This is a genomic window from Microbacterium meiriae (genome assembly GCF_040686935.1).
Lineage (GTDB): Bacteria > Actinomycetota > Actinomycetes > Actinomycetales > Microbacteriaceae > Microbacterium > Microbacterium meiriae.
Genome location: NZ_JBFBMF010000001.1, coordinates 1,094,378 through 1,113,006 on the forward strand (window position 1 = coordinate 1,094,378; position 18,629 = coordinate 1,113,006).

Annotated in this window: 17 protein-coding genes and 1 pseudogene; 9 read left to right on the plus strand and 9 right to left on the minus strand. The window is 70.0% G+C overall.

Annotated features, from left to right (window positions below):
* Positions 1–27 precede the first annotated feature (27 nt).
* From AB0P08_RS05220 to AB0P08_RS05255, 8 genes are all read right to left on the minus strand, one after another.
* A complete protein-coding gene (locus tag AB0P08_RS05220) occupies positions 28–1,530 on the minus strand; it encodes a lipase maturation factor family protein (protein WP_363588557.1) in 1,503 nt (500 codons plus the stop codon).
* A gap of 56 nt (positions 1,531–1,586) precedes the next feature.
* The gene (gene bsh / locus AB0P08_RS05225) at positions 1,587–2,552 is read right to left on the minus strand and encodes a choloylglycine hydrolase (protein WP_522727292.1); all 966 of its coding nucleotides are present in this window, start codon (positions 2,550–2,552) and stop codon (positions 1,587–1,589) included.
* Between the two features lie 157 nt (positions 2,553–2,709).
* On the minus strand, positions 2,710–2,988 hold the full coding sequence (locus AB0P08_RS05230) for a hypothetical protein (protein WP_363588561.1): 279 nt from the start codon (positions 2,986–2,988) through the stop codon (positions 2,710–2,712).
* Between the two features lie 19 nt (positions 2,989–3,007).
* Positions 3,008–4,030, minus strand: coding sequence for a hypothetical protein (locus AB0P08_RS05235; RefSeq protein ID WP_363588563.1), 1,023 nt, complete (start codon positions 4,028–4,030; stop codon positions 3,008–3,010).
* A gap of 221 nt (positions 4,031–4,251) precedes the next feature.
* Positions 4,252–5,160, minus strand: a complete 909-nt coding sequence (locus tag AB0P08_RS05240; protein WP_268777534.1) for a glycine betaine ABC transporter substrate-binding protein — start codon at positions 5,158–5,160, stop codon at positions 4,252–4,254.
* 170 nt (positions 5,161–5,330) lie between these two features.
* Entirely contained in the window at positions 5,331–6,290 is a 960-nt protein-coding gene (locus AB0P08_RS05245) for an ABC transporter permease (protein WP_336502690.1), read from the minus strand.
* On the minus strand, positions 6,290–7,633 hold the full coding sequence (locus AB0P08_RS05250; protein ID WP_363588565.1) for a quaternary amine ABC transporter ATP-binding protein: 1,344 nt from the start codon (positions 7,631–7,633) through the stop codon (positions 6,290–6,292). Before AB0P08_RS05250 ends, AB0P08_RS05245 begins: the two co-directional genes overlap by 1 nt.
* Positions 7,634–7,964: 331 nt before the next feature.
* Positions 7,965–9,158, minus strand: a complete 1,194-nt coding sequence (locus AB0P08_RS05255) for a class I SAM-dependent methyltransferase (RefSeq protein ID WP_363588567.1) — start codon at positions 9,156–9,158, stop codon at positions 7,965–7,967.
* A 203-nt stretch (positions 9,159–9,361) separates the two neighbouring features.
* On the opposite strand from AB0P08_RS05255, the gene AB0P08_RS05260 reads away from it, so the two are divergent.
* From AB0P08_RS05260 to AB0P08_RS05275, 4 genes are all read left to right on the plus strand, one after another.
* Positions 9,362–9,751, plus strand: a complete 390-nt coding sequence (locus tag AB0P08_RS05260) for a GntR family transcriptional regulator (RefSeq protein ID WP_025104181.1) — start codon at positions 9,362–9,364, stop codon at positions 9,749–9,751.
* Positions 9,748–10,665, plus strand: coding sequence for an ABC transporter ATP-binding protein (locus tag AB0P08_RS05265; RefSeq protein ID WP_363588569.1), 918 nt, complete (start codon positions 9,748–9,750; stop codon positions 10,663–10,665). The genes AB0P08_RS05260 and AB0P08_RS05265 overlap by 4 nt, the downstream gene beginning before the upstream one ends.
* Positions 10,665–11,351 carry a hypothetical protein gene (locus AB0P08_RS05270; RefSeq protein WP_363588571.1) on the plus strand — a complete coding sequence of 229 codons (687 nt, stop codon included), beginning with the start codon at positions 10,665–10,667 and terminating at the stop codon, positions 11,349–11,351. The genes AB0P08_RS05265 and AB0P08_RS05270 overlap by 1 nt, the downstream gene beginning before the upstream one ends.
* Positions 11,352–11,524: 173 nt before the next feature.
* Positions 11,525–12,643 carry an FUSC family protein gene (locus AB0P08_RS05275; RefSeq protein WP_259951730.1) on the plus strand — a complete coding sequence of 373 codons (1,119 nt, stop codon included), beginning with the start codon at positions 11,525–11,527 and terminating at the stop codon, positions 12,641–12,643.
* Between the two features lies 1 nt (position 12,644).
* Here the strand turns inward: AB0P08_RS05275 and AB0P08_RS05280 are convergent, their stop codons facing one another.
* Positions 12,645–13,235: an ArsR/SmtB family transcription factor gene (locus tag AB0P08_RS05280; RefSeq protein WP_187662885.1), complete on the minus strand. Its 591-nt coding sequence runs from the start codon at positions 13,233–13,235 to the stop codon at positions 12,645–12,647.
* 70 nt (positions 13,236–13,305) lie between these two features.
* Here AB0P08_RS05280 and AB0P08_RS05285 point away from each other — a divergent pair, with 70 nt between their 5' ends.
* From AB0P08_RS05285 to AB0P08_RS05305, 5 genes and pseudogenes are all read left to right on the plus strand, one after another.
* Entirely contained in the window at positions 13,306–14,604 is a 1,299-nt protein-coding gene (locus tag AB0P08_RS05285; RefSeq protein ID WP_363588573.1) for an MFS transporter, read from the plus strand.
* 210 nt (positions 14,605–14,814) lie between these two features.
* Positions 14,815–15,438, plus strand: coding sequence for an RNA polymerase sigma factor (locus AB0P08_RS05290; protein WP_232089144.1), 624 nt, complete (start codon positions 14,815–14,817; stop codon positions 15,436–15,438).
* The gene (locus tag AB0P08_RS05295) at positions 15,435–15,890 is read left to right on the plus strand and encodes a hypothetical protein (protein ID WP_363588575.1); all 456 of its coding nucleotides are present in this window, start codon (positions 15,435–15,437) and stop codon (positions 15,888–15,890) included. The genes AB0P08_RS05290 and AB0P08_RS05295 overlap by 4 nt, the downstream gene beginning before the upstream one ends.
* Before the next feature lie 50 nt (positions 15,891–15,940).
* Complete coding sequence (locus AB0P08_RS05300; protein WP_363588577.1) at positions 15,941–17,512, plus strand: S8 family peptidase; 1,572 nt, start codon at positions 15,941–15,943, stop codon at positions 17,510–17,512.
* Between the two features lie 48 nt (positions 17,513–17,560).
* Positions 17,561–18,629 (plus strand): annotated as a pseudogene (locus AB0P08_RS05305) (CHAT domain-containing protein); the annotation flags it as partial.

The following is an 18,629-nucleotide window of genomic DNA, read 5'->3' on the forward strand; positions in this document are numbered from 1 at the left end:
CGTGCGACCTCGTGCGGATCTGCGACCTCAGCGGAGGCCGACCGGACCGAGCACCACACGGCGACCCGTCCGGACCCAGATCGCGCCGTCGGCACGGTGCTCGGCGCGGGTCGTGAAGCGGTAGCGGTACGACACGGCGCGCACCCACCGCGGCCGCTCGCCGTGGAAGGGGTCGACGCGCAGCATCCGCAGCGTCGGGGCATCAGCCTCCAGCAGCCGCACGAGGAACACGGAGAACCAGTCGTCCAGCGAGTGCCCGAGCGGCAGGAACCACATCAGCCAGTCCAGCCGCAGATGATACGGAGCGAACTGCCGCGGGATCCGCCGCACGTCCCCCGGCTTCCCCCGGAACTCGTACTCGCGCCAGTGCCGGCCCTCCTCGTCGTCCGACCCCTCCACGACGATCTCGATCCGCTCCCGCGTGACCGTGCCGAAGGCTCCGTAGGCGTTGGCGAGCTGCCAGCGGTTGAAGCTCGCGTTCATGAGCTGCCGTCGCGCGAAGAGGTTACGCACCGCGGGCACGCTCAGCACGACGAAGAGCACCCCGACCGCCGAGGTCGCCACGACCCACCACAGCGGCATGCCCGACACCGTCCACGGCAGCGAGGTCTCCGGCGTCCGTTCCGGAGTCCCGATGCCGGGGAGGCCGATCGCGGAGAACGCGAGCACGATCGTCGCCCAGTTCAACCACGCGAAGTTCCCGGTGAGCACGAGCCACAGCTGCGTCGCGATCACGATCCCCCCGGCGACGGCACCGACCCACGCGGCCCCTTCGACAGGCTCAGGGACCCAGCCAGCGCTGTCGGGGAGCCAGAGGGTGAGGATCGGCGCGAAGAGGAAGAACGGCACGACGAGCTGCGCGACGTGGTTGCCGACCACCTCGAGCTTGTGGAACCACCGCGGCAGCAGATGCGCCTGGCGGCTCAGCGGCCCGGGCATCGGCTGGGTCTCGTGGTGGAAGGTCATCGCGGTGAGGTCGCGCCACTCGCGTCCCCCGCGGATCTTGATCATCCCGGCGCCGAACTCCAGCCGGAACAGCAGCCACCAGAACAGCACGATCACGACCGTCGGCGGCGGCTGGTCGTTCGAGCCGAGGAAGGCCGCGAGGAACCCGGCCTCCAGTAGCAGCATCTCCCACCCGAACGAGTAGAACGTCTGCCCCACGCTCACCACCGACATGTAGCCGAACCACAGGGCGAGGAACGCGAGCATCGGCACCCACGGCGGTCCGAGCTGCGGCACCCCGACGACGAGCAGCGCGGCGACGACGATCCCCGCCCAGGACAGGGCCACCAGGCGCCGGTCCGTGTAGCGGACGCGGGTGAAGAGCGTGGGGTGCAGCAGCTTCCGGCGCTCGCGCTTCTGCGTCACCCAGTCGAGCAGCACGGGCGCGGGCAGGAGCCCATGCTCGCCGAGGAGCGGACGGAACTGGTTGAGCGTCGAGACGAACGCGACGAGGTACAGCGCCGCGATGCCCCGCTGCAGGACCTCGCGGGCGAACCCGAAGTCGACCGCTGCGAACCCGTCCACGGCCACAGGCTACGCCGCGACCCGCCGGCCGATGAGGGGGTTGCGCGTTCCGGAGATCAGTTCTGCATCGCGATCTGCTGGCCCTTCACGAGCGGATACGCCGCGAGCTCGGAGCCGTCGAGATCCTCCTTGTGCATGTCCACGCCCGTGATCTGGCTGTTCTCGTACGTCGAGTAGTAGTACACGCCCGTGGCGGTGTTTGCGCACGATGAGTAGATCGTGATCTCGTACTTGTCCTCATCGCCGACCTGCACGCACCCGCGCTGCTGGGCGACCGAGCCGAGGATCTGGAAGAACTGGCTGATCGACTCCGACTCCGACGTCCCGCACACCGAGTTCATGCGTGTGAACACCGCCTTCACGAACCGCGACGACGACGACAGGTCGCCCGGCAGGCCGATCCCGCCCATGCCTCGGCTGTAGAGGTCCATCGGGACGTCCGAGGCGAAGGTGTTCTCCGGCTGCCGCTTCGACAGGTGCTGATAGTCGTTGAGTCGGAAGCTCTGGACGTCGAACGTGGGATTGTTCGTGAGCACGCCCCACGGGTTGTCATACACCCTGAGGCCGCCGCGCACGCTCTCGACCGTGATCGACGCGCTCTTGTCGGCGATGATCCAGTGCAGCGGCGACAGCGGGAACTCCGGGCTGAAGTTGATGTCCACGAGACTCACCGACCGCAGGGCCTCTTTCACCTCGGCCACGGTCTCGAACTGTCCGAGAACCCAGGGGATGAACTCGAACGGCGTGACCTCGGTGTCCCCCGACCCCGGTGCCGGATAGTGCGCGTTGTCCGGGAAGTTGAGCCCGGCCATGCCGAGCCCCTTCTCGTTGACCGCGTCGTAGTAGAGCGGGTAGCCGTCGGCGATCGTGGCGATCCCGATGATCGCGTGGTGCGTCGGCAACGACGGCAGTCGGTGGAACGGGAACGGGAAGTTCCGCGGTGTGACGGTCACGGTCTCGTTGTACGAGAACTCCAGATCCAGATTCCTCCCGAAGTAGTGATCGGCCGTCGTGAAGCTCACTCCTGTGCACACGGTCGTGTCCCCCCTCCGCGGGCGGGTCGACCCGCCGGTTTCGCGCCATGCTTCCACCTTCGGCACCGGAATGTAAGTGGGGTCACCCACGACGAAGGAGGGCCTCCCGGTGCGGGAGACCCTCCTTCGAGGCGTGCGACGGGTGTCAGATCTCGCTACCGGCTCCTCCCGACGACCGGACGATAGCTCCGATCCACAATGCGACGTTCGCTCCCGCGACGATACAGAGGATCAGCGGCACCCACCCCGCAGCACTCGCTCCATCGACGAAGACCAGCAGAGCGAGGAGGGCGACTTCTGAGAGCATGAGCCCCCACAGCGTTACGTGCACCACTCGTATATGGCGAAGGTCGGTCGATATCAAGGCGCCCGTGGACAAAACCATCAGCGCCGCTAACAACATATTGGTCATGGTTTTCTCCACCGCAGGAGACCCTTTCACGCTAGTTGGGCACGCAGAAGTAGCCGGACCGCATCACCGTAGGGGCGAAGGGCAGAACTCCAGTCACCCAGGTGTGCCCTACCCAAACACCACGGCTCTTGATGTTGCAGACATTGAGGAGTGCCGCACCGAAGCCAAGGAGCGCGCCTGCCAAGGATGTGACGTTAACCGCCACCGTGCCGATGCCTGGCACAAGCGCAATGAGACGGCTGGCGAGAACCGCCGCACCGGCACCTGCAAGTATCACCTTTACGACCTGGCCCACTACTGAGTTACTCAGGTACACATTCCATCCCCACCAGAATGTCGGATCAGCTACTACCGGGTACGCGACCCCGTCCTGATGGTGATCGACAACCTGGACGAGCTTGCTGCCGGAGACTTCGTAGTGCGTCGCGATGCGCTGGCCTCTCGCATCCGTAGCCCACGGTGTGCCAATCCTTCCGATCGTTGCGGTGAGTACCTCAGTACCGTCGTCCACGGCAGTTCTGCTCAATGAAGCCGAGCCGTCCTCGTTGATCGCGATATCCACATCGTCGGGCAGCGCATACGACAAGCGTCCGGGCGCATCCGGGCCGGTGATGACCGTGCTAATGCGCAGACCACCCTCAAGTGCCTGAATCACCCCGGTCACCTCTGACCCCTCGCCCACCGCGCTCCCGTCCTGTGCAACGGACACCTCAGCGCTTTGAACCTGCTCAGGCAGACCGATCGTGAGGCCCGTCAGCTCCCCTCCCCACGTACCGGCCGGCGAGATTTCAATCGGGTCGGAGAAGGCGCGAGGCACGGATACGGTTGCGTCCTCCCCGGCTGAGACGAGCGCTCCGTTCAGAGGCTGCAACGGCACCTGCGTCACTTCATCTGCCTGCGGATGGATCTCCGCGGCGGACGAGACGACATCCACGGCTTCCTCCGTACCGTCGATTTCAAACGCGTTCGCCGCCACACCCCCGGAGGAAGCGAGCATGGCGACTATCACGACGCTCGCGATACCGACGCGCGGGAATCGGTTCTGTCGATTCATCAGATACCTCTTCTTGTATCGAGTTCAACATCCCGCCTGCACAGGACAGTACCCGGGCTGTCGTAAGCGCGCTGTCCCCCCTTCGGGGGACATCGCGATCAGACCGGACGATCGGAATAGCTGAGCGCGACCATGACCGTGACCGCGAGCAAAAAGGGTCACCCACGACGAAGGAGGGCCTCCCGGTGCGGGAGACCCTCCTTCGAGACGTGCGACGGGTGTCAGCTGGTGACGGTCCAGTCGAACTGGTCGCCGTACTCCTCGAGCCACGCGTCGACCGCGTCGGCTTCCTTGCCCTCGCCGTACTCGTTGACCACGAGGTCTTCGAGCGCGCCGTACTGCTCGTCGTCCAGCTTGATCTTCTTGATCAGCTCGGCCGCCTCGGGGAACTCGTCCGCGAAACCCGTGGTGCCCAGGAAGTGCAGACCCTCGGCCTCGCCCATGGCGCCCTTCGGGTCTTCGAGGTCCTTCACGGGGAAGGCGTCGTTGGCCCAGAACGGACGCCACAGCGTGACGACGATGTCCTCCTTCTTGTCGGTCGCGGTCTTCAGCTCGGTGAGCATCGCCGCGGTCGACGAGGTGACGAGCTCGTACTCGCCGTCGAGGCCGTACTCGGGCATCATCTTCTGCGTCTGGGCGGTCAGGCCCGCACCCGGCTCGATGCCGTAGATCTTGCCGTCGAAGTCGGCGCCTTTGCCCGCGAGGTCCTCGATCGAGGTGAGCTCGGAGTACTCCGGCACCGCGAGGGTCAGCTTGGCGTTCTCGTAGTACGTGCCGAGGTCTTCGATGTCGTCGCCGTAGGTGTCCATGTAGGAGGCGTGGGTGAGTTCCGGCCACGCCGACGGGTACATGTCGACGTCGCCCTGCGCGAGTCCGGTGTAGAGCGGGCCTGCCTCGGTGAGCGTCTTCATCTCGACCGTGTAGCCGATCTTCTCGAGCTGGTCCTGCAGGAGGTAGGCGGTGCTGAGGCCGTCGGTCCAGGAGGGCAGGAACCCGAGGGTGATGGTGCCTTTGTCCTCGGCACCGTCGCCGCCGCCGCTCGTGCCGCCGGCGCCGTCGCCGCTGCATCCGGCGAGGGTGAGCGCTGCGGCTGCACCGAGGGCGGTGATGGTCAGGATCTTCTTCTTCATGTGACTCTCTCTCTTGCGTTCCGTATGTGATTCAGGAGGTGCGGACGAGGCCGCGGGACAGCTGTGCCGGATCGAAACCGTGCCGGGAGCCGCGCCCACGCGCCCGTTTTCCACCCCGCACCGGACGAAAGGGGGTGGGGGACGGAGACGGGGGCGCGGGACAGGGGCGCTCAGGCGCGGGCGAGCTCGGACTCGGTCGGGGCGGAGTCGGCGGGCGCGGAGGCTGCGGGCTCCGACGCCACCGGGGCGGAAGGCCGGGACGAACCGCGACGCTTCCGCATGCCGAGGAGCGAGGAGCGGTTCTCGCCGGGCGCGCCCAGAGCGGCGGTCACCCGGTCGAGGAACACGGCGATGAGCACGACGCCCAGTCCCGCCTCGACACCCTTGGGGATGTTGATCGTCGAGATCGCCTCGACGACCATCTTCCCGAGCCCGTCGGCTCCGGCCATACCGGCGATGACCGCCATCGACAGTGCGAGCATGATGACCTGGTTCACGCCGGCCATGATGGTCGGCATCGCGAGCGGCAGCTGGATCCCGCGGAGGATCTGCCCCGGCGTCGCTCCGAAGGCGTGTCCGGCCTCGACGGTCTCGGCGTCGACACCGCGGATGCCCAGCTCGGTCAGGCGCACGCCGGGAGGCAGCGCGAAGATCACGGTGGCGACGAGTCCGGGCACCACACCGATGCCGAAGAACACGATCGCCGGGATCAGGTACACGAAGGCCGGCATGGTCTGCATGAAGTCGAGCACCGGCTTCAACGTCGCACGCACCGTCGCGTTGCGCGCCGACCAGATGCCCAGTGGCACCGCGATCAGCACGGCCACGACGGCGGCGACGAGGACCAGCGCGAGCGTCTGCATCGCCGGGACCCAGAGGTCCATGGCGACGATGAGCCCGAACGACAGGATCGTGCCGATCGCGAGCTGCCACGACCGCACGACCCAGGCGATCAGCGCGGCGATCACGATGATGACCGCGAAGTGCGGGGTGAGGAGCAGGCGCGTGAGGCCGTCGACGAGGAAGCTCACCACGAACGAGACCGCGTCGAGCAGACCGTCGAGGTTGGCGGTGATCCAGTCGACGCCGGCGGCGACCCAGTCGCCCACGGGGATGCGGAAACCGTCCATCAGCGCACCTCCTCCGTGTCGGCCTGGGCCTCTGAGCCGAACCCACCCTGGGTCCCTGAGCTCGTCGAAGGGCCGGGCTCGGCCGTCCATCCGTCGTCGAGCACGGCGTCGATCTCGGCCTGGGGCATGGGGGTCATCGGCAGCAGGATCTCCTCGGTCGCTCCGGGCCCGGGACCGAGCGCCGCGAGCAGGGTGACGCGCGGGATCACGCCCGCAAGGCGGCCGTCGGCATCCGTCACCGCGAGGGGCAGCGGCGACTCGACGGCGGGGACGAACAGGTTCATGAGGACGTCGTCCTCGCGGACGCTCTGCAGCACCGGCTTGATGATCGAGTCGAGGCGCGTGGCGCCCTGACGGACGAGCTTCACGGCGTCGCGGTCGGTGACGACGCCGACCAGCTGGCGATCCTTGCCGACCACGTAGGTCGCCGACATGTAGGCGTCCCGCATCTGGCGGAGCGCGGTGCGGGGACCGGCCGACTCGGCGACGACGGGGCGCGGACGCTCCATGACGTTCGCGGCGGTGAGCACGCGCGCGCGGTCGACGTCCTGCACGAACTGCTCGACGTAGTCGTTCGCCGGGTCCATGAGGATGTCCTCCGGCGTGCCGATCTGCACGATGCGCCCGTCGCGCATGACGGCGATGCGGTCGCCGAGGAACATGGCCTCGTTGAGGTCGTGCGTGATGAAGACGATGGTCTTCTGCAGCTTCTGCTGCAGCTCCAGGAGCTGCTCCTGCATCTCGCGGCGGATCAGCGGGTCGAGCGCGCTGAATGCCTCGTCCATGAGCAGGATGTCGCTGTCGGCGGCGAGGGCGCGGGCGATGCCGACGCGCTGCTGCATGCCGCCGGAGAGCTCGGAGGGCAGCTTGTCTCCCTGGCCCTCGAGTCCGACGAGGGCCAGGATCTCCTCGGCCTTGGCCTGGCGCTCGGCCTTGCCGACCCCCTTGAGTTCGAGCGGGTAGGCGACGTTCGCGGCGACCGTGCGGTGCGGCAGCAGCGCGAAGTGCTGGAACACCATCGAGATGCGGTCGCGGCGGATCTCGCGCAGGCGCGCGGCCGGGATCCCCGTGATCGGGTCGCCGCCCACGGTGACGGTGCCGGCGGTGATGTCGTGCAGGCCGTTCAGCATGCGGATGATGGTCGACTTGCCCGATCCGGACAGGCCCATGATGACGAAGATCTCACCGCGGTTGACGGTGAAGCTGGCGTCGATGACCGCGGCGGTCCCCGCATCGGCGACGGCCGTGCGGCTCTCCCCGGCCTTCAGTCGGCGGACGGCGGCGCTCGGATTCCTCCCGAACACCTTGTACAGATGGCGCGCTTCGAGTGCTGTTTCGGACACGTTTCCCCTGCGGCTCGGCCTTCGGGTGGCTGAGCCTGCTTCGGTCACGCCCGGGTGATCCTCACGAGGCCGTTCGACGTCTTCGCTGTGGCGGCACAGGCGGCGGATTTCGGATCCGTCGCAGAGGGGATCGACCGTACGCCCACGCCTCTTCGCCGCACAGCTCATCGAAGGAAGGACGTGACCGCGGACTGGTCTATGGGCCGTCAGGCCCGCAGACCAACGTAACGAAATGGCCGGTCAGCGGCAAATCCTGCTCCACGAACGTACCCGGGTTTCCGCCGCTGACCGGGGGATAGTACGAGCGTCTAGCAATCTCGGTGCGGCGTACTCACGGGCGCCGGACGGTGCGCGTCACGGTGAACTTCGGGGTGCGCCGGAGCTGGTCGGTGGGGCCGATCAGACGGCTCATCTCGGCCCGGTGGCCGAGGCTCGAGTTGTACACCGTGAACAGCTCCCCGTCCGGTCGGAGCAGACGCGCGGCGGCCTCGAACAGGCGGGTCGCGGCGCCGGTGTGCACGCTGGCGCCGAGGTGGAACGGCGGATTCAAGAGCACCGTGTCGAAGCTCCCCGCGGCGAGCGCCGAACCCGCGTCGTCGTGCGTGACCTCGACCCGGTCGGCCACGCCGTTCGCCGACGCGGTGGCACGGGCGGAGGCGACGGCGGCGGCCGAGCGGTCTGTGGCGACGACGCGGTCCCGCGGGTGGGCGAGCGCCCAGGACGCGGCGAGCGCTCCGGTCCCGCAGCCGAGGTCGAGCACGCGGCGTCCGCCGTTCACAACTCCGGAAGAACGGCTGCTCTCACCGCCGTTCCGCTCGTTCTCGGCGCGTGTCACCTCTGTTCTCCTGAGTTGTGGACCGCCCAGGTCGAGCACCTCGAGCAGGACCCGGGTGCCGATATCGAGGCGGGACCCGGCGAAGGCGCCGCCGTGGGCCACGAGGACGAGGTCGCCGTGCCGCGCGGTGACCGGGAACGGCGGCGACTCGGGCACCGGGAGCGGCTCGGAGGCGACGAGCAGCCGCGACTTCCGCTCGGCGCGCTGCGCCTGTACCCGGGCGAAGCTCCGCCCCAGCACCTCGTTCTGCGCCAGAGTCATGTGCTTCACCCGACCGCCTGCGACGAGCACCACGTCAGGCGCAGCCCACCGGGCGACCGCATCCGCGATCTCCTCCAGTTCGGCGAGGGCCTTCGGGAGCTGCAGCAGCACCAGTTGCGCACCGGCGAGCAGGCCCTCGTCGAGTTCGTGCGGGGTGAACCCACCGCTCCCGAGCTCCTCCGCATTGCGGGCGAGCGCGCGGCGTCCGGTCGCGAGGTCCTGGTGCACACGGATCCCGCGCCGCCCGGCCGCCGTGAGAGCGAGCGAGATCGCGCCGTACTCGTCTCCGATCACGACCGTCTCGGACCCTGGCACGTCGAGGGCGAGCGCCCGTTCCACGAGCAGCAGATCGGTCGCATCGTGGGCCTGGAGGTTGTCCGCCTCGACGTCGGGCCAGCGACGCAGACGACTGTAGGGGAACTCCGGCACCAGCCCACTGTACGCGGCCCGCCTCGCCCCCTCCCCGTGCACAACTTCGGAGCTGACGACCGGCGCGCCGCCCGGACCGCCCGTCAGGCGGCGTGTCGACAGAGATCTCCGAAGCTGTGCCTGCCCGCGAAGGAGGGGTTGACACGGAACCGGGTCCCATGGTTACTTAGTCAAGTAAGTAACCCAGCAACCCCGGAGGACTCGTGATCGAAGAAGGCAAGCCGCTCTTCCTCCAGATCGCCGAGCAGATCGAGGACTCCATCCTCGACGGCTCGCTGGCCGAGGAGGCGCAGGCCCCTTCGACGAACGAGCTCGCCGCGTTCTACCGCATCAACCCCGCCACCGCTGCGAAGGGAGTCGCCATGCTCACCGACAAGGGAGTGCTCCACAAGCGCCGAGGCATCGGCATGTTCGTCTCGGAAGGCGCCAGGGAACTGCTCCTCGGCGAGCGCCGCGCGGCCTTCGCCGACCGCTACATCGACCCGCTCCTCGCGGAGGCCCGCACGCTGGGTCTCGGCGCGGAAGACCTCGCGGACCTGCTCCGGCAGCGCGCCGCATCCGCCCCCACCCCAGAAGGGAAGAACCCCGCATGACCGCCGTCATCGAGGTGCAGAACCTCACCAAGCGCTACAAGGAGAAGAGGGCGCTCGACAACGTGTCGCTCTCGCTCGAGGGAGGCTCGATCTACGGGCTCCTCGGCCGCAACGGTGCCGGGAAGACGACACTCATGTCGATCCTCACGGCGCAGAACTTCGAGTCCTCCGGCACTGTGAAGGTGTTCGGCGAGCACCCGTACGAGAACGCCCACGTGCTCGGCCGGATCTGCTTCGTCCGGGAGAGCCAGAAGTACCCGGACGACGCGACCCCGCGGCACGCGTTCGCCGCCGCGCGCCTGTTCTTCCCGCACTGGGACCAGGACCTCGCGGACGAGCTCATCGCGGAGTTCCAGCTGCCGATGAAGCAGACCATCAAGAAGCTCTCCCGCGGGCAGCTCTCCGCGGTCGGCGTCATCATCGGCCTGGCCTCCCGCGCCGAGATCACGTTCTTCGACGAGCCCTACCTGGGGCTCGACGCCGTCGCCCGACAGATCTTCTACGACCGGCTCGTGGAGGACTACGCGGAGCACCCGCGCACGATCATCCTCTCCTCGCACCTGATCGACGAGGTCGCGAACCTCATCGAGAAGGTCATCGTGATCGACAACGGCCAGATCCTCCTGAACGAGGACACCGATGCCGTCCGCGACCGCGCCGTGACCGTCGTCGGCGACGCCACCAAGGTCGACGCCTGGACCGCCGGCCGCGAGGTGCTGCACCGGGATGAGCTCGGCCGCGTCGCCTCGGTCACCGTGCTCGGCACCCTCACCGCCGACGACCGCGCCGAGGTGCGGGCCGCGGGTCTCGACCTCGCCCCCGTCTCGCTGCAGCAGCTCATCGTCCGCCTCACCCAGAAGGCCGAGAGCCGCGGCGCCACGAGAGCCGATGCCACCACGGAAGGAGTCCGCTGATGCGACGCACACTCAGCGTCATCCGGCTGCAGCTCATCAACCGGCAGACCTTCGTCTGGGTCCCGCTGATCATCCTCGGCTCCGCCGTCGTGATCTCGGTCCTCATCTACGCGATGATCCCGGGCGATGCCCCCAAGTACGGCGGAGGCGGCCAGGCGCCGCTGTGGTACTTCTTCGCGATCGGCCTGTCGGCCATGACGCTGACCTTCCCGTTCTCGCAGGCCATGAGCGTCACCCGGCGCGAGTTCTTCATCGGGACGCTGCTGACCGCGATCCTCGGGAGCGCACTGCTCGGGGTGCTGTTCCTCCTGGGCGGTGCGATCGAGCTCGCCACCAACGGCTACGGCGTGAACGGCTGGGTGTTCCACCTGCCGTGGCTGTGGGAGGCCGGCCCGCTCGGCGCCTTCGTCGTCTACTTCACCCTCGCCCTGTTCTTCTTCGTGGTCGGGTTCACCGGCGCGACCATCTACAAGAGCTGGGGTCCGATGGTCCTCACCATCGTCGGCGTCGCCCTGGCGCTCCTCCTCGTGGGGGTCGTGTACCTGGTGACACGGCTCGAGCTGTGGGGCGACGTGTGGCTCGGCATCCTCGACCTCGGCGCCGTGGGCCTCGCGCTCTGGGGGCTCGTGGTCGTGGCCGTCCTCAGCGTCATCTCGTTCCTCGCGTTCCGTCGGGCCACGCCCTGACGTGAGGATCCGAATCCGCGGATGCCGCGGCTGCGCACCCCGCGCGGTCGCGGCATCCGCGTCCTACCGCCTCTACCCGGCGGCCCGAGCCGGGGCAACCCGGTGGCCGCAGGCGGCCCTCGGCCCTATCCTCGCCAGAGAGGACCACCCGACCGCCGCGAGGAGAGGATGACGTGACGCCCGACCTTTCCCGCCTGCGCGTCCGCGAGCGCCGCTCGTACCTCGCCCGCACCATTCGCGAGGCGGTCCGACCCGCCCGCCTGCTCCTCGTCGTCAAGACGGCGCTCGCCGTGGGGCTCGCGTGGACCATCGCGCCGCACATGCCGGGAGTCACCGACGAGTATCCGTACTACGCACCCCTCGGCGCGCTCGTGAGCATGTATCCGACGCTCATGGGGTCCATGCGGTCGAGCCTGCAGACCCTGTTCGGCCTGGCCACCGGTATCGGTCTGGCTGCGGTGATCGTGCTCACCGTCGGACCGACGTGGTGGACGATCCCCCTCGTCGTCGGCCTCGGCGTCCTCGTCTCCGGCACCGGCTGGTTCGGCGTCGGCAAGGAGTACGTCCCGATGGCGGCGCTGTTCGTGCTCATCATCGGCGGTCAGAACGCGGACGACTACTCCGTCGGCTACCTGGCCCAGATGGGGGTCGGTGTCGTGATCGGCCTGGTGGTGAACCTTCTCTTCGCGCCCGCACCGCTCATCGGGTCGGCAGAGGCGCGGGTGGACGAGTTCCGCCGACAGCTCGCGGGACACCTGCACGACATCGGCTCCGCGGTCTCCGAATCCTGGCCGCCGGAGACCGCGCAGTGGGCGGACGATGCCGCCGCGCTCGCCGAGACCACTGCCGACCTCCGTGCGGCCCTGGCCGAAGCCGACGAGAGCGTGCGCTACAACCCCCGAGCGCGCCGTCGGCACGCGGGAACCGCCCACATCCACGAGCAGCTCTCCACCCTGGACCGGATCGCGCACCTCATCCGCGACATCGCCGACGCCACGGCCGACACGATCTGGGAGCGCCCCGCCGGCATGCCCCTCGACCCCGCGCTGCCCGAGCCGTTGTCCGCGGCCTGCCACGCCGTCGCCGACGTCATCGCCGAGGACGACCCCGCCTCGAGCGCGGCGCACCGCCGTCGCGGCGAGGCGGCGCGGGCGATCCGGCTCCTGCTGGAGCGCGTCGACGACCGCACGTTCGACGTCCGCAGTTCGATGGGACCGGGCGTGCTGACGGCGATGCACCTCCGCCGCATCCTCATCCTCAGCGGCGAGCGCCCCGACGACGACGACGAGTGACTCAGATGGTGTCGTCGGCGACGACGATGTCCATCTGCCAGTAACGGCCGGTCGGGTCGGTGTCGTCGTGCGCGGCGTCGGCGGCGGAGAGCACGTCGTTGATGTTGTGCATCACGTCGTCGAACTCGGCCTCCGTGAGGCGGATGGTGCGCTGCACGAATGACGCGTGCACCTCGGCCGTGCGCCCGGAGACGTACTCCGGCGTCCAGGCCATCACCCGCCGCACGAGGTCCTGGTGGTCTTCGGCGAGCGCCGCCACGACGGCCCCGCCGAGCGCCTCGTCGGGCACGGGGTTCTCCGGACCGCCGACGTTGAGGGCCCCTTTGCGGCCCGTCCACACGCGGTCGCGGCGGTCTCTGGCCTGCTCCGGCGCCTCCTCGATGAGCCCCGCCTCGGCGAGCACTCGCAGGTGGAAGCTGGCGCTGTTGGCGGGCACATCGAGCTCGCCCGCGATGTCCGCCGCGCGCAGGAATCCCCGCCGGGCGATGAGACGCAGGATCTGCCGGCGCAACGGGTGCGAGTAGGCCTTGAGCATGGCCGACGTCATGAAGGCGGCGTCCTCCCGGGAGGTCGTTTCCGCGTCGTCGGCCATTCCCCGATCCTAGTCACGCAATTCCGCACGAATAGTTGCGCAATTAGTCTTGCGCAACTATCGTCGAGCCATGACGATGACGCCCACCCCCCACCGCCTGTCGCGGAACACGCGTTACCTCACCTGGCTCATCAGCGACACCAGCAAAGGCCTGGCGTCTGCCCTGTTCGGATTCGCCGTGCCGCTGCTCGCGCTGATCATCACGAACGACCCCGCGCAGGCCGGCGTCATCGCAGGTGCGGGCATGGTGGCCCGCCTGCTGCTCACGCTGGTCGGCGGCATCCTGGCGGACCGGCACCGGCGCATCGTGCTCATGCTCGTCGGCTCGATCCTGGGGATCGTGATGGCCGGAGCCTTCACGCTCCTCGCTCTCGACGGCGCCCTCACCTTCGCGACCCTCCTCGTGATCGACGTGCTGTTGGCCGCACGGAGCGGCCTCTTCGACGTCGCCGGCGAGAGCGCATTGAAGGAGATCGTCCCGGACGACGCGATGGGGCGGGCGCAGGCCGCGAACCAGGGGCGCGACGCCGCCCTCCAGCTCGCGGGCGGACCCCTGGGCGGGCTGTTGCTCGGCGTGGGCGGCTGGCTGGTCGGCGTCGTCATGACCGCCTGCCACCTCGTCGCGGCCGTGACCGCCGGGTTGCTCGGCCGTCAGACCAGGCGAGCGGGCATCGCCGATACCGGTGCCGAGGAGGACGCGGACCTCGACGCGCCCACCACCCGCCCGAACGCCTGGCGGGAGTTCCGGGAAGGATTCGGCTGGCTGCTGTCCCGCCCCGACCTCGGCGGCGTCATGCTCATCATGACGATCATCAACCTCGGCTTCAACGCCGCGATCACCACCGTCGTCTACGCCCTGCAGCAGGCGGGGCACTCCGAACTGCTCATCGGCACGGTCAGCGCGGCGATCGGCGCCGTGATGCTCGTCGGCGCAGTCGTCGCCCCGTTCCTCGTGCCCCGGATCCCGGCGGGGGTGCTGACGATCGGCGGCCTCACGGTCGTCGCCCTCTGCGCCGTGGTGCTGTCGTTCGTGTCCGCGCCGTGGGCCGTCGCGGTCGTCCTCGGTGCCTCCGTGCTCCTCCTCCCCGCCCTGAACGCGGGGATGATGGGCTACTTCATGGTGGCCACGCCCTCCCGACTGCTGGGGCGCGCGAACAGCGCCATCGGCGTGCTTGCGATGGGAGCCATGCCGCTCGCCCCCCTCATCGCCGGCTTCGGCCTCGCCTGGGCGGGACGCCAGGGCACCATCCTGATCTGCGCAGCCCTGTGCGTGCTGGCCGCCGCCCTCGCGATCGGGAATCGCGCCCTCCGCAGCCTCCCCGTCGAGTCTCGGTGGGCCGCGCACGCCGCCCAGTACGAGGCGGACTGAGGCTCCGCGCTAGGGCGCGACCGCCAGCACGGTGATCCACGCCGCCGCGGAGGCTACGGCGAGCACCAGCGCGATCGCGATGAGAGCGATCACCCCTCCACGCTATCGAGGGTGTCGTCCCCACGGATTCGGGCGTCGGAATTCTTGGACCGCGACATGTATCACCGAGCCCTTGCCGTGCTCCTGGTAGGTGTGATCACAATGGGCTTCATGATCGACGGTGCCCCCGGCGCCGCCTTCGATCCGGCATCCGACGACGGGCGCGCACGCTGGGAACGTGCCGCGGACCTGTTCGATGCGTGGCGCGATGGCGACGGCCGCTCGATGGACGACCTGGTGCGGCTGATGACGCCGGTGCTGTGGCACGTCGTGCGCGCCTACGGCCTCGAACGCACCCTCGCGGAAGACGTCGTGCAGACGACCTGGCTCCAGCTCGTGCGGGGCCACGGTGCCATCGCCGACCCGCGGGCCGTCTCCGCGTGGCTCACGACCACCGCCCGCCGCGAGGCCTGGAAGGTCGGCAAGGCGAACGGTCGCGTCGACACCGCGGAATCCGACGACCTGGACGCCCTGCTTCCGGAGCAGGCGTCCGCCGAGGAGCACGCCACGCTGGACGACGAGAACCGACGGCTCTGGGCCGCGGTCCGCCGCCTCGCCGAGCGCTGCCAGCGTCTCCTCCGGGTGATCGCCTTCGAGGACCGCCCTGACTACGCGCGCCTCGCCCGCGACCTGTCCATGCCGGTCGGCAGCATCGGGCCGACCCGCAGCCGCTGCCTCGCGAAGCTCCGCGACCTCCTCGACGCCCCGGCCCGTCGGACGGAGGGACGATCATGAGCGATGAGGACGACGCCCGGCTCTTCGCCCGCCTGCGCAGCCTCTGGGGAGAGGTCGATCCGGTCCCTGCCGGGCTGATCGACCGGATGGTCGCCGCGGTCGCGGCGGATGGCCTCAACCGCGAGTACGCGCTGCTCACCCTCGTGGAGGGCCAGCTCGGCACGGTCCGCGGCGAGACCGACGCCCTCACCCTCCAGTTCAGCGACGGCAGCACGAGCATCCTCCTCCACGTCACGACGACCGCGTCCGGACGACGACGGATCGACGGCTGGGTGGACACCGCCGCTGCGGAGATCGTGTTGCTGCAGGGCGAGCGCGAACGCCGCACGACCCCGGCGGAGACCGGCCGATTCGTGTTCGACGACGTGCCGTCGGGGCTCAGCCGCGTGCGCCTGACCGCGACGGTCGGCGACGAGACCCGCACCCTGGAGACCCCGCAGTTCGAGTTGTGACCCCGCATCGCCGGCGCCGTCGCCGTCGATGCCCACGGAGAGGATGACCGATGGAGCAGCCCCAGGGATGGACCTGGCAGGACCGCGCGGAGGGATCGATCCGCCGCGGGGCCGCCCTCGACCCCAGCACCGAACCGGTGGACGGGATCCGAGCGTTCCCTACCGCGTACCTGCCGGAGCGCCTGCTGATCACGCGCGCCCTCGACGAGCAGGAGGCGTACGACCGCGAGCTGCGCGCCCTGAGGGATGCCGCCGACTCCTTCGGCTGGCGGCTGGAGCTGGAGTCGCCGGAGCGGGAGATCGGGAACGGCGAGCTCGTGCCGGGCGTCGCGGGTTTCCTGCGGGCGCGCTTGACCACGCCGGATGAGCCGACCAGGGGCGAGTCCCCCGTGGCACCCGATGCCTGGCGGGTGCTGCAACGCGCGCGCCGTCTGTCGCGCTCGACGATGCCGCGGACCAGCCTCGAGCACGTGCTCTCGATCGATCCGGTCGGGCTCAACCCGTTCACCCGCACGAACCCGTTCACGCGGACGAACCCGTTCACCCGGACGAACCCCGTCCGCGGTGCGGCACCCGGCGGAGGCGGCAGCGACGACTACCTGGAGCCCGGACGCGGGGCGCGGCAGCCGGTCACCTGGCTCGGTCCCGCCCCGGCCCGCGCCGCCGCTCCGAAGCGCGGACGACGGCCGGTCGTGGCGATCCTCGACACCGGGTGCGGGGAGCACGCCTGGCTGCCGTCCGACATCGTCACCCGGCACGTGGAGCTCGACGGCGTCCCCGTGGGCTTCACGGACGACGCCGACCCCGAGCGCTACCCCGACCTCTACGGGCAGCTCGACGGCGAGATCGACGCGGTGGCCGGGCACGGCACCTTCATCGCGGGCCTCGTGCGTCAGGCCGCTCCGGACGCCGACATCCTGTCGATCCGTGTCGCCGGCGCGCTCGGGGTGGTGGACGAGAGCACGCTCCTCGAGACCGTGGCGCAGGTCGTGGAGCTGCTCCGGCGGCATCGGGAGGATCCGAGGACGGGCTTCCCGATCGACGTGCTGAACCTCTCCCTCAGCTACTACCACGAGACCCCGACCGACGGGCTCTTCAGCACGACGCTGTACGAGCTGCTCGCGAAGGCCAGGGAACTCGGCTGCGTGGTCGTCTGCTCGGCCGGCAACGACGCGATCGACCGCCCCTCCTTCCCCGCGTCGCTGTGGCCGTGGCCCGGCGCCGACAACGGGCTGCGGTCCGACGACGGGGCTCCGCACGTCTCCGTCGGCGCCCTGAACCCGTCGGCGCACTCCGTGGCCCTGTTCTCGAACGTCGGCCCGTGGGTGCAGGTGTACGCCCCGGGCGCCGCGGTGGTCAGCACCTCGCCGGCCTTCGTCGGCGGCGCGCAGGCCGCGACCCGCGCAGACGTCGACGGGCTGCCGCGCGAGACGCTCGACCCGGACGACTACCGAGGCGGCTTCGCGGTGTGGAGCGGCACCTCCTTCGCGGCTCCGTACATCGCCGGACGGGTCGCCGCCCAGCTCGGCGCGGTCCCCGCCCAGGGCGTGAAGCCCGCCGTCGCCGCGAAGGCCGTCGCCGCCGTCCTGACCTCGCTGCCGACGCCGCACGAGAGGTCCTGACGCCTCTCACCCTTCCGCACGACCACCCCGGCACGGCATCCTGGACGGATGCCCCTGTCCGCGAGCGCGCTGCACCGACGCGGCGTCGAGGCGGCCAACGCCCGGCAGTTCACCCGCGCCCGGCGGGAGCTGGAGAAAGCCGCCGCCCGCACGGACGACGTCGACCTCCGCGCGCGGATCGACGGCACGACGGCGTATGTGCTCGCGCAGACCGGCGAGCCCGCGGCGGCGGAGGCGCTGTGCCGGGAGGCCCTGGCCAGGGACGGACTGCAGGCCGAGACGGTCGCCCTCCTCGGCGGGCAGCTCGGCGCCCTCCTCATGCACGGCGGACGGATGGAGGAGGCCGAGGCGAGCCTGACCGCCGCGATCGACGCCCTCACCGCTGCCGGTGCCGAGACGCCGGCCCTCGCGAACTGTCTGATGAACCGGTCGGTGGTGCGGATGCAGCGCCATCAGCTGGACACCTGCATGGCCGACCTCCGACGTGCGATCGGGATCTACGAGGCGCACGAGGAACGGGACTCCCTCGCCGAGGCCACGCACAACCTCGGCTATGCCGCGCTGCTCGGCGGGGACCTCGTGTCGGCGCTGCGCCTGATGGCCGCGTCCCGGCCGACGTTCGCGGCCACCAGCGCCCTGGCCACCGCCATCAGCGACCTCGACCGCGCCGAGGTGCTCCGCGACGCGGCCCTGACGACCGAGGCGGAGGCGCTGCTCGGCCGCGTGGCCGTGCAGTTCGGTGCTCAGCGGATGCGCCAGGCCCGTGGTGAGGCAGAATTCCACCTCGCCCGCTCGCTCGTCCGGCACGACCCTCGGGCGGCCGAGCGCGCCGCCCGCACCGCCGCCCGACGCTTCACCGCCCTCGGCAGCAGCGGCTGGGCGGCCAGAGCCGCCGCGGTGCAGCTGGAGGCGCGGCAGCGGATCCGGCCCGACCGCCCCCTCGATGCGGACGCGTGGGAACGCGTGGCGCAGGAGCTCGACCGGAGCGGCTTCCGCACCGAGGCCACGGCCCTGCGGCTGAGCGCCCGCCGCGACGGCACCGGCCGCCTCCCCCGCGTCCCCGCCTCGGCCCCGACGCCGCTGCGGCTCCGTGCGCAGGAGGTCCGCGCGGCCCGCG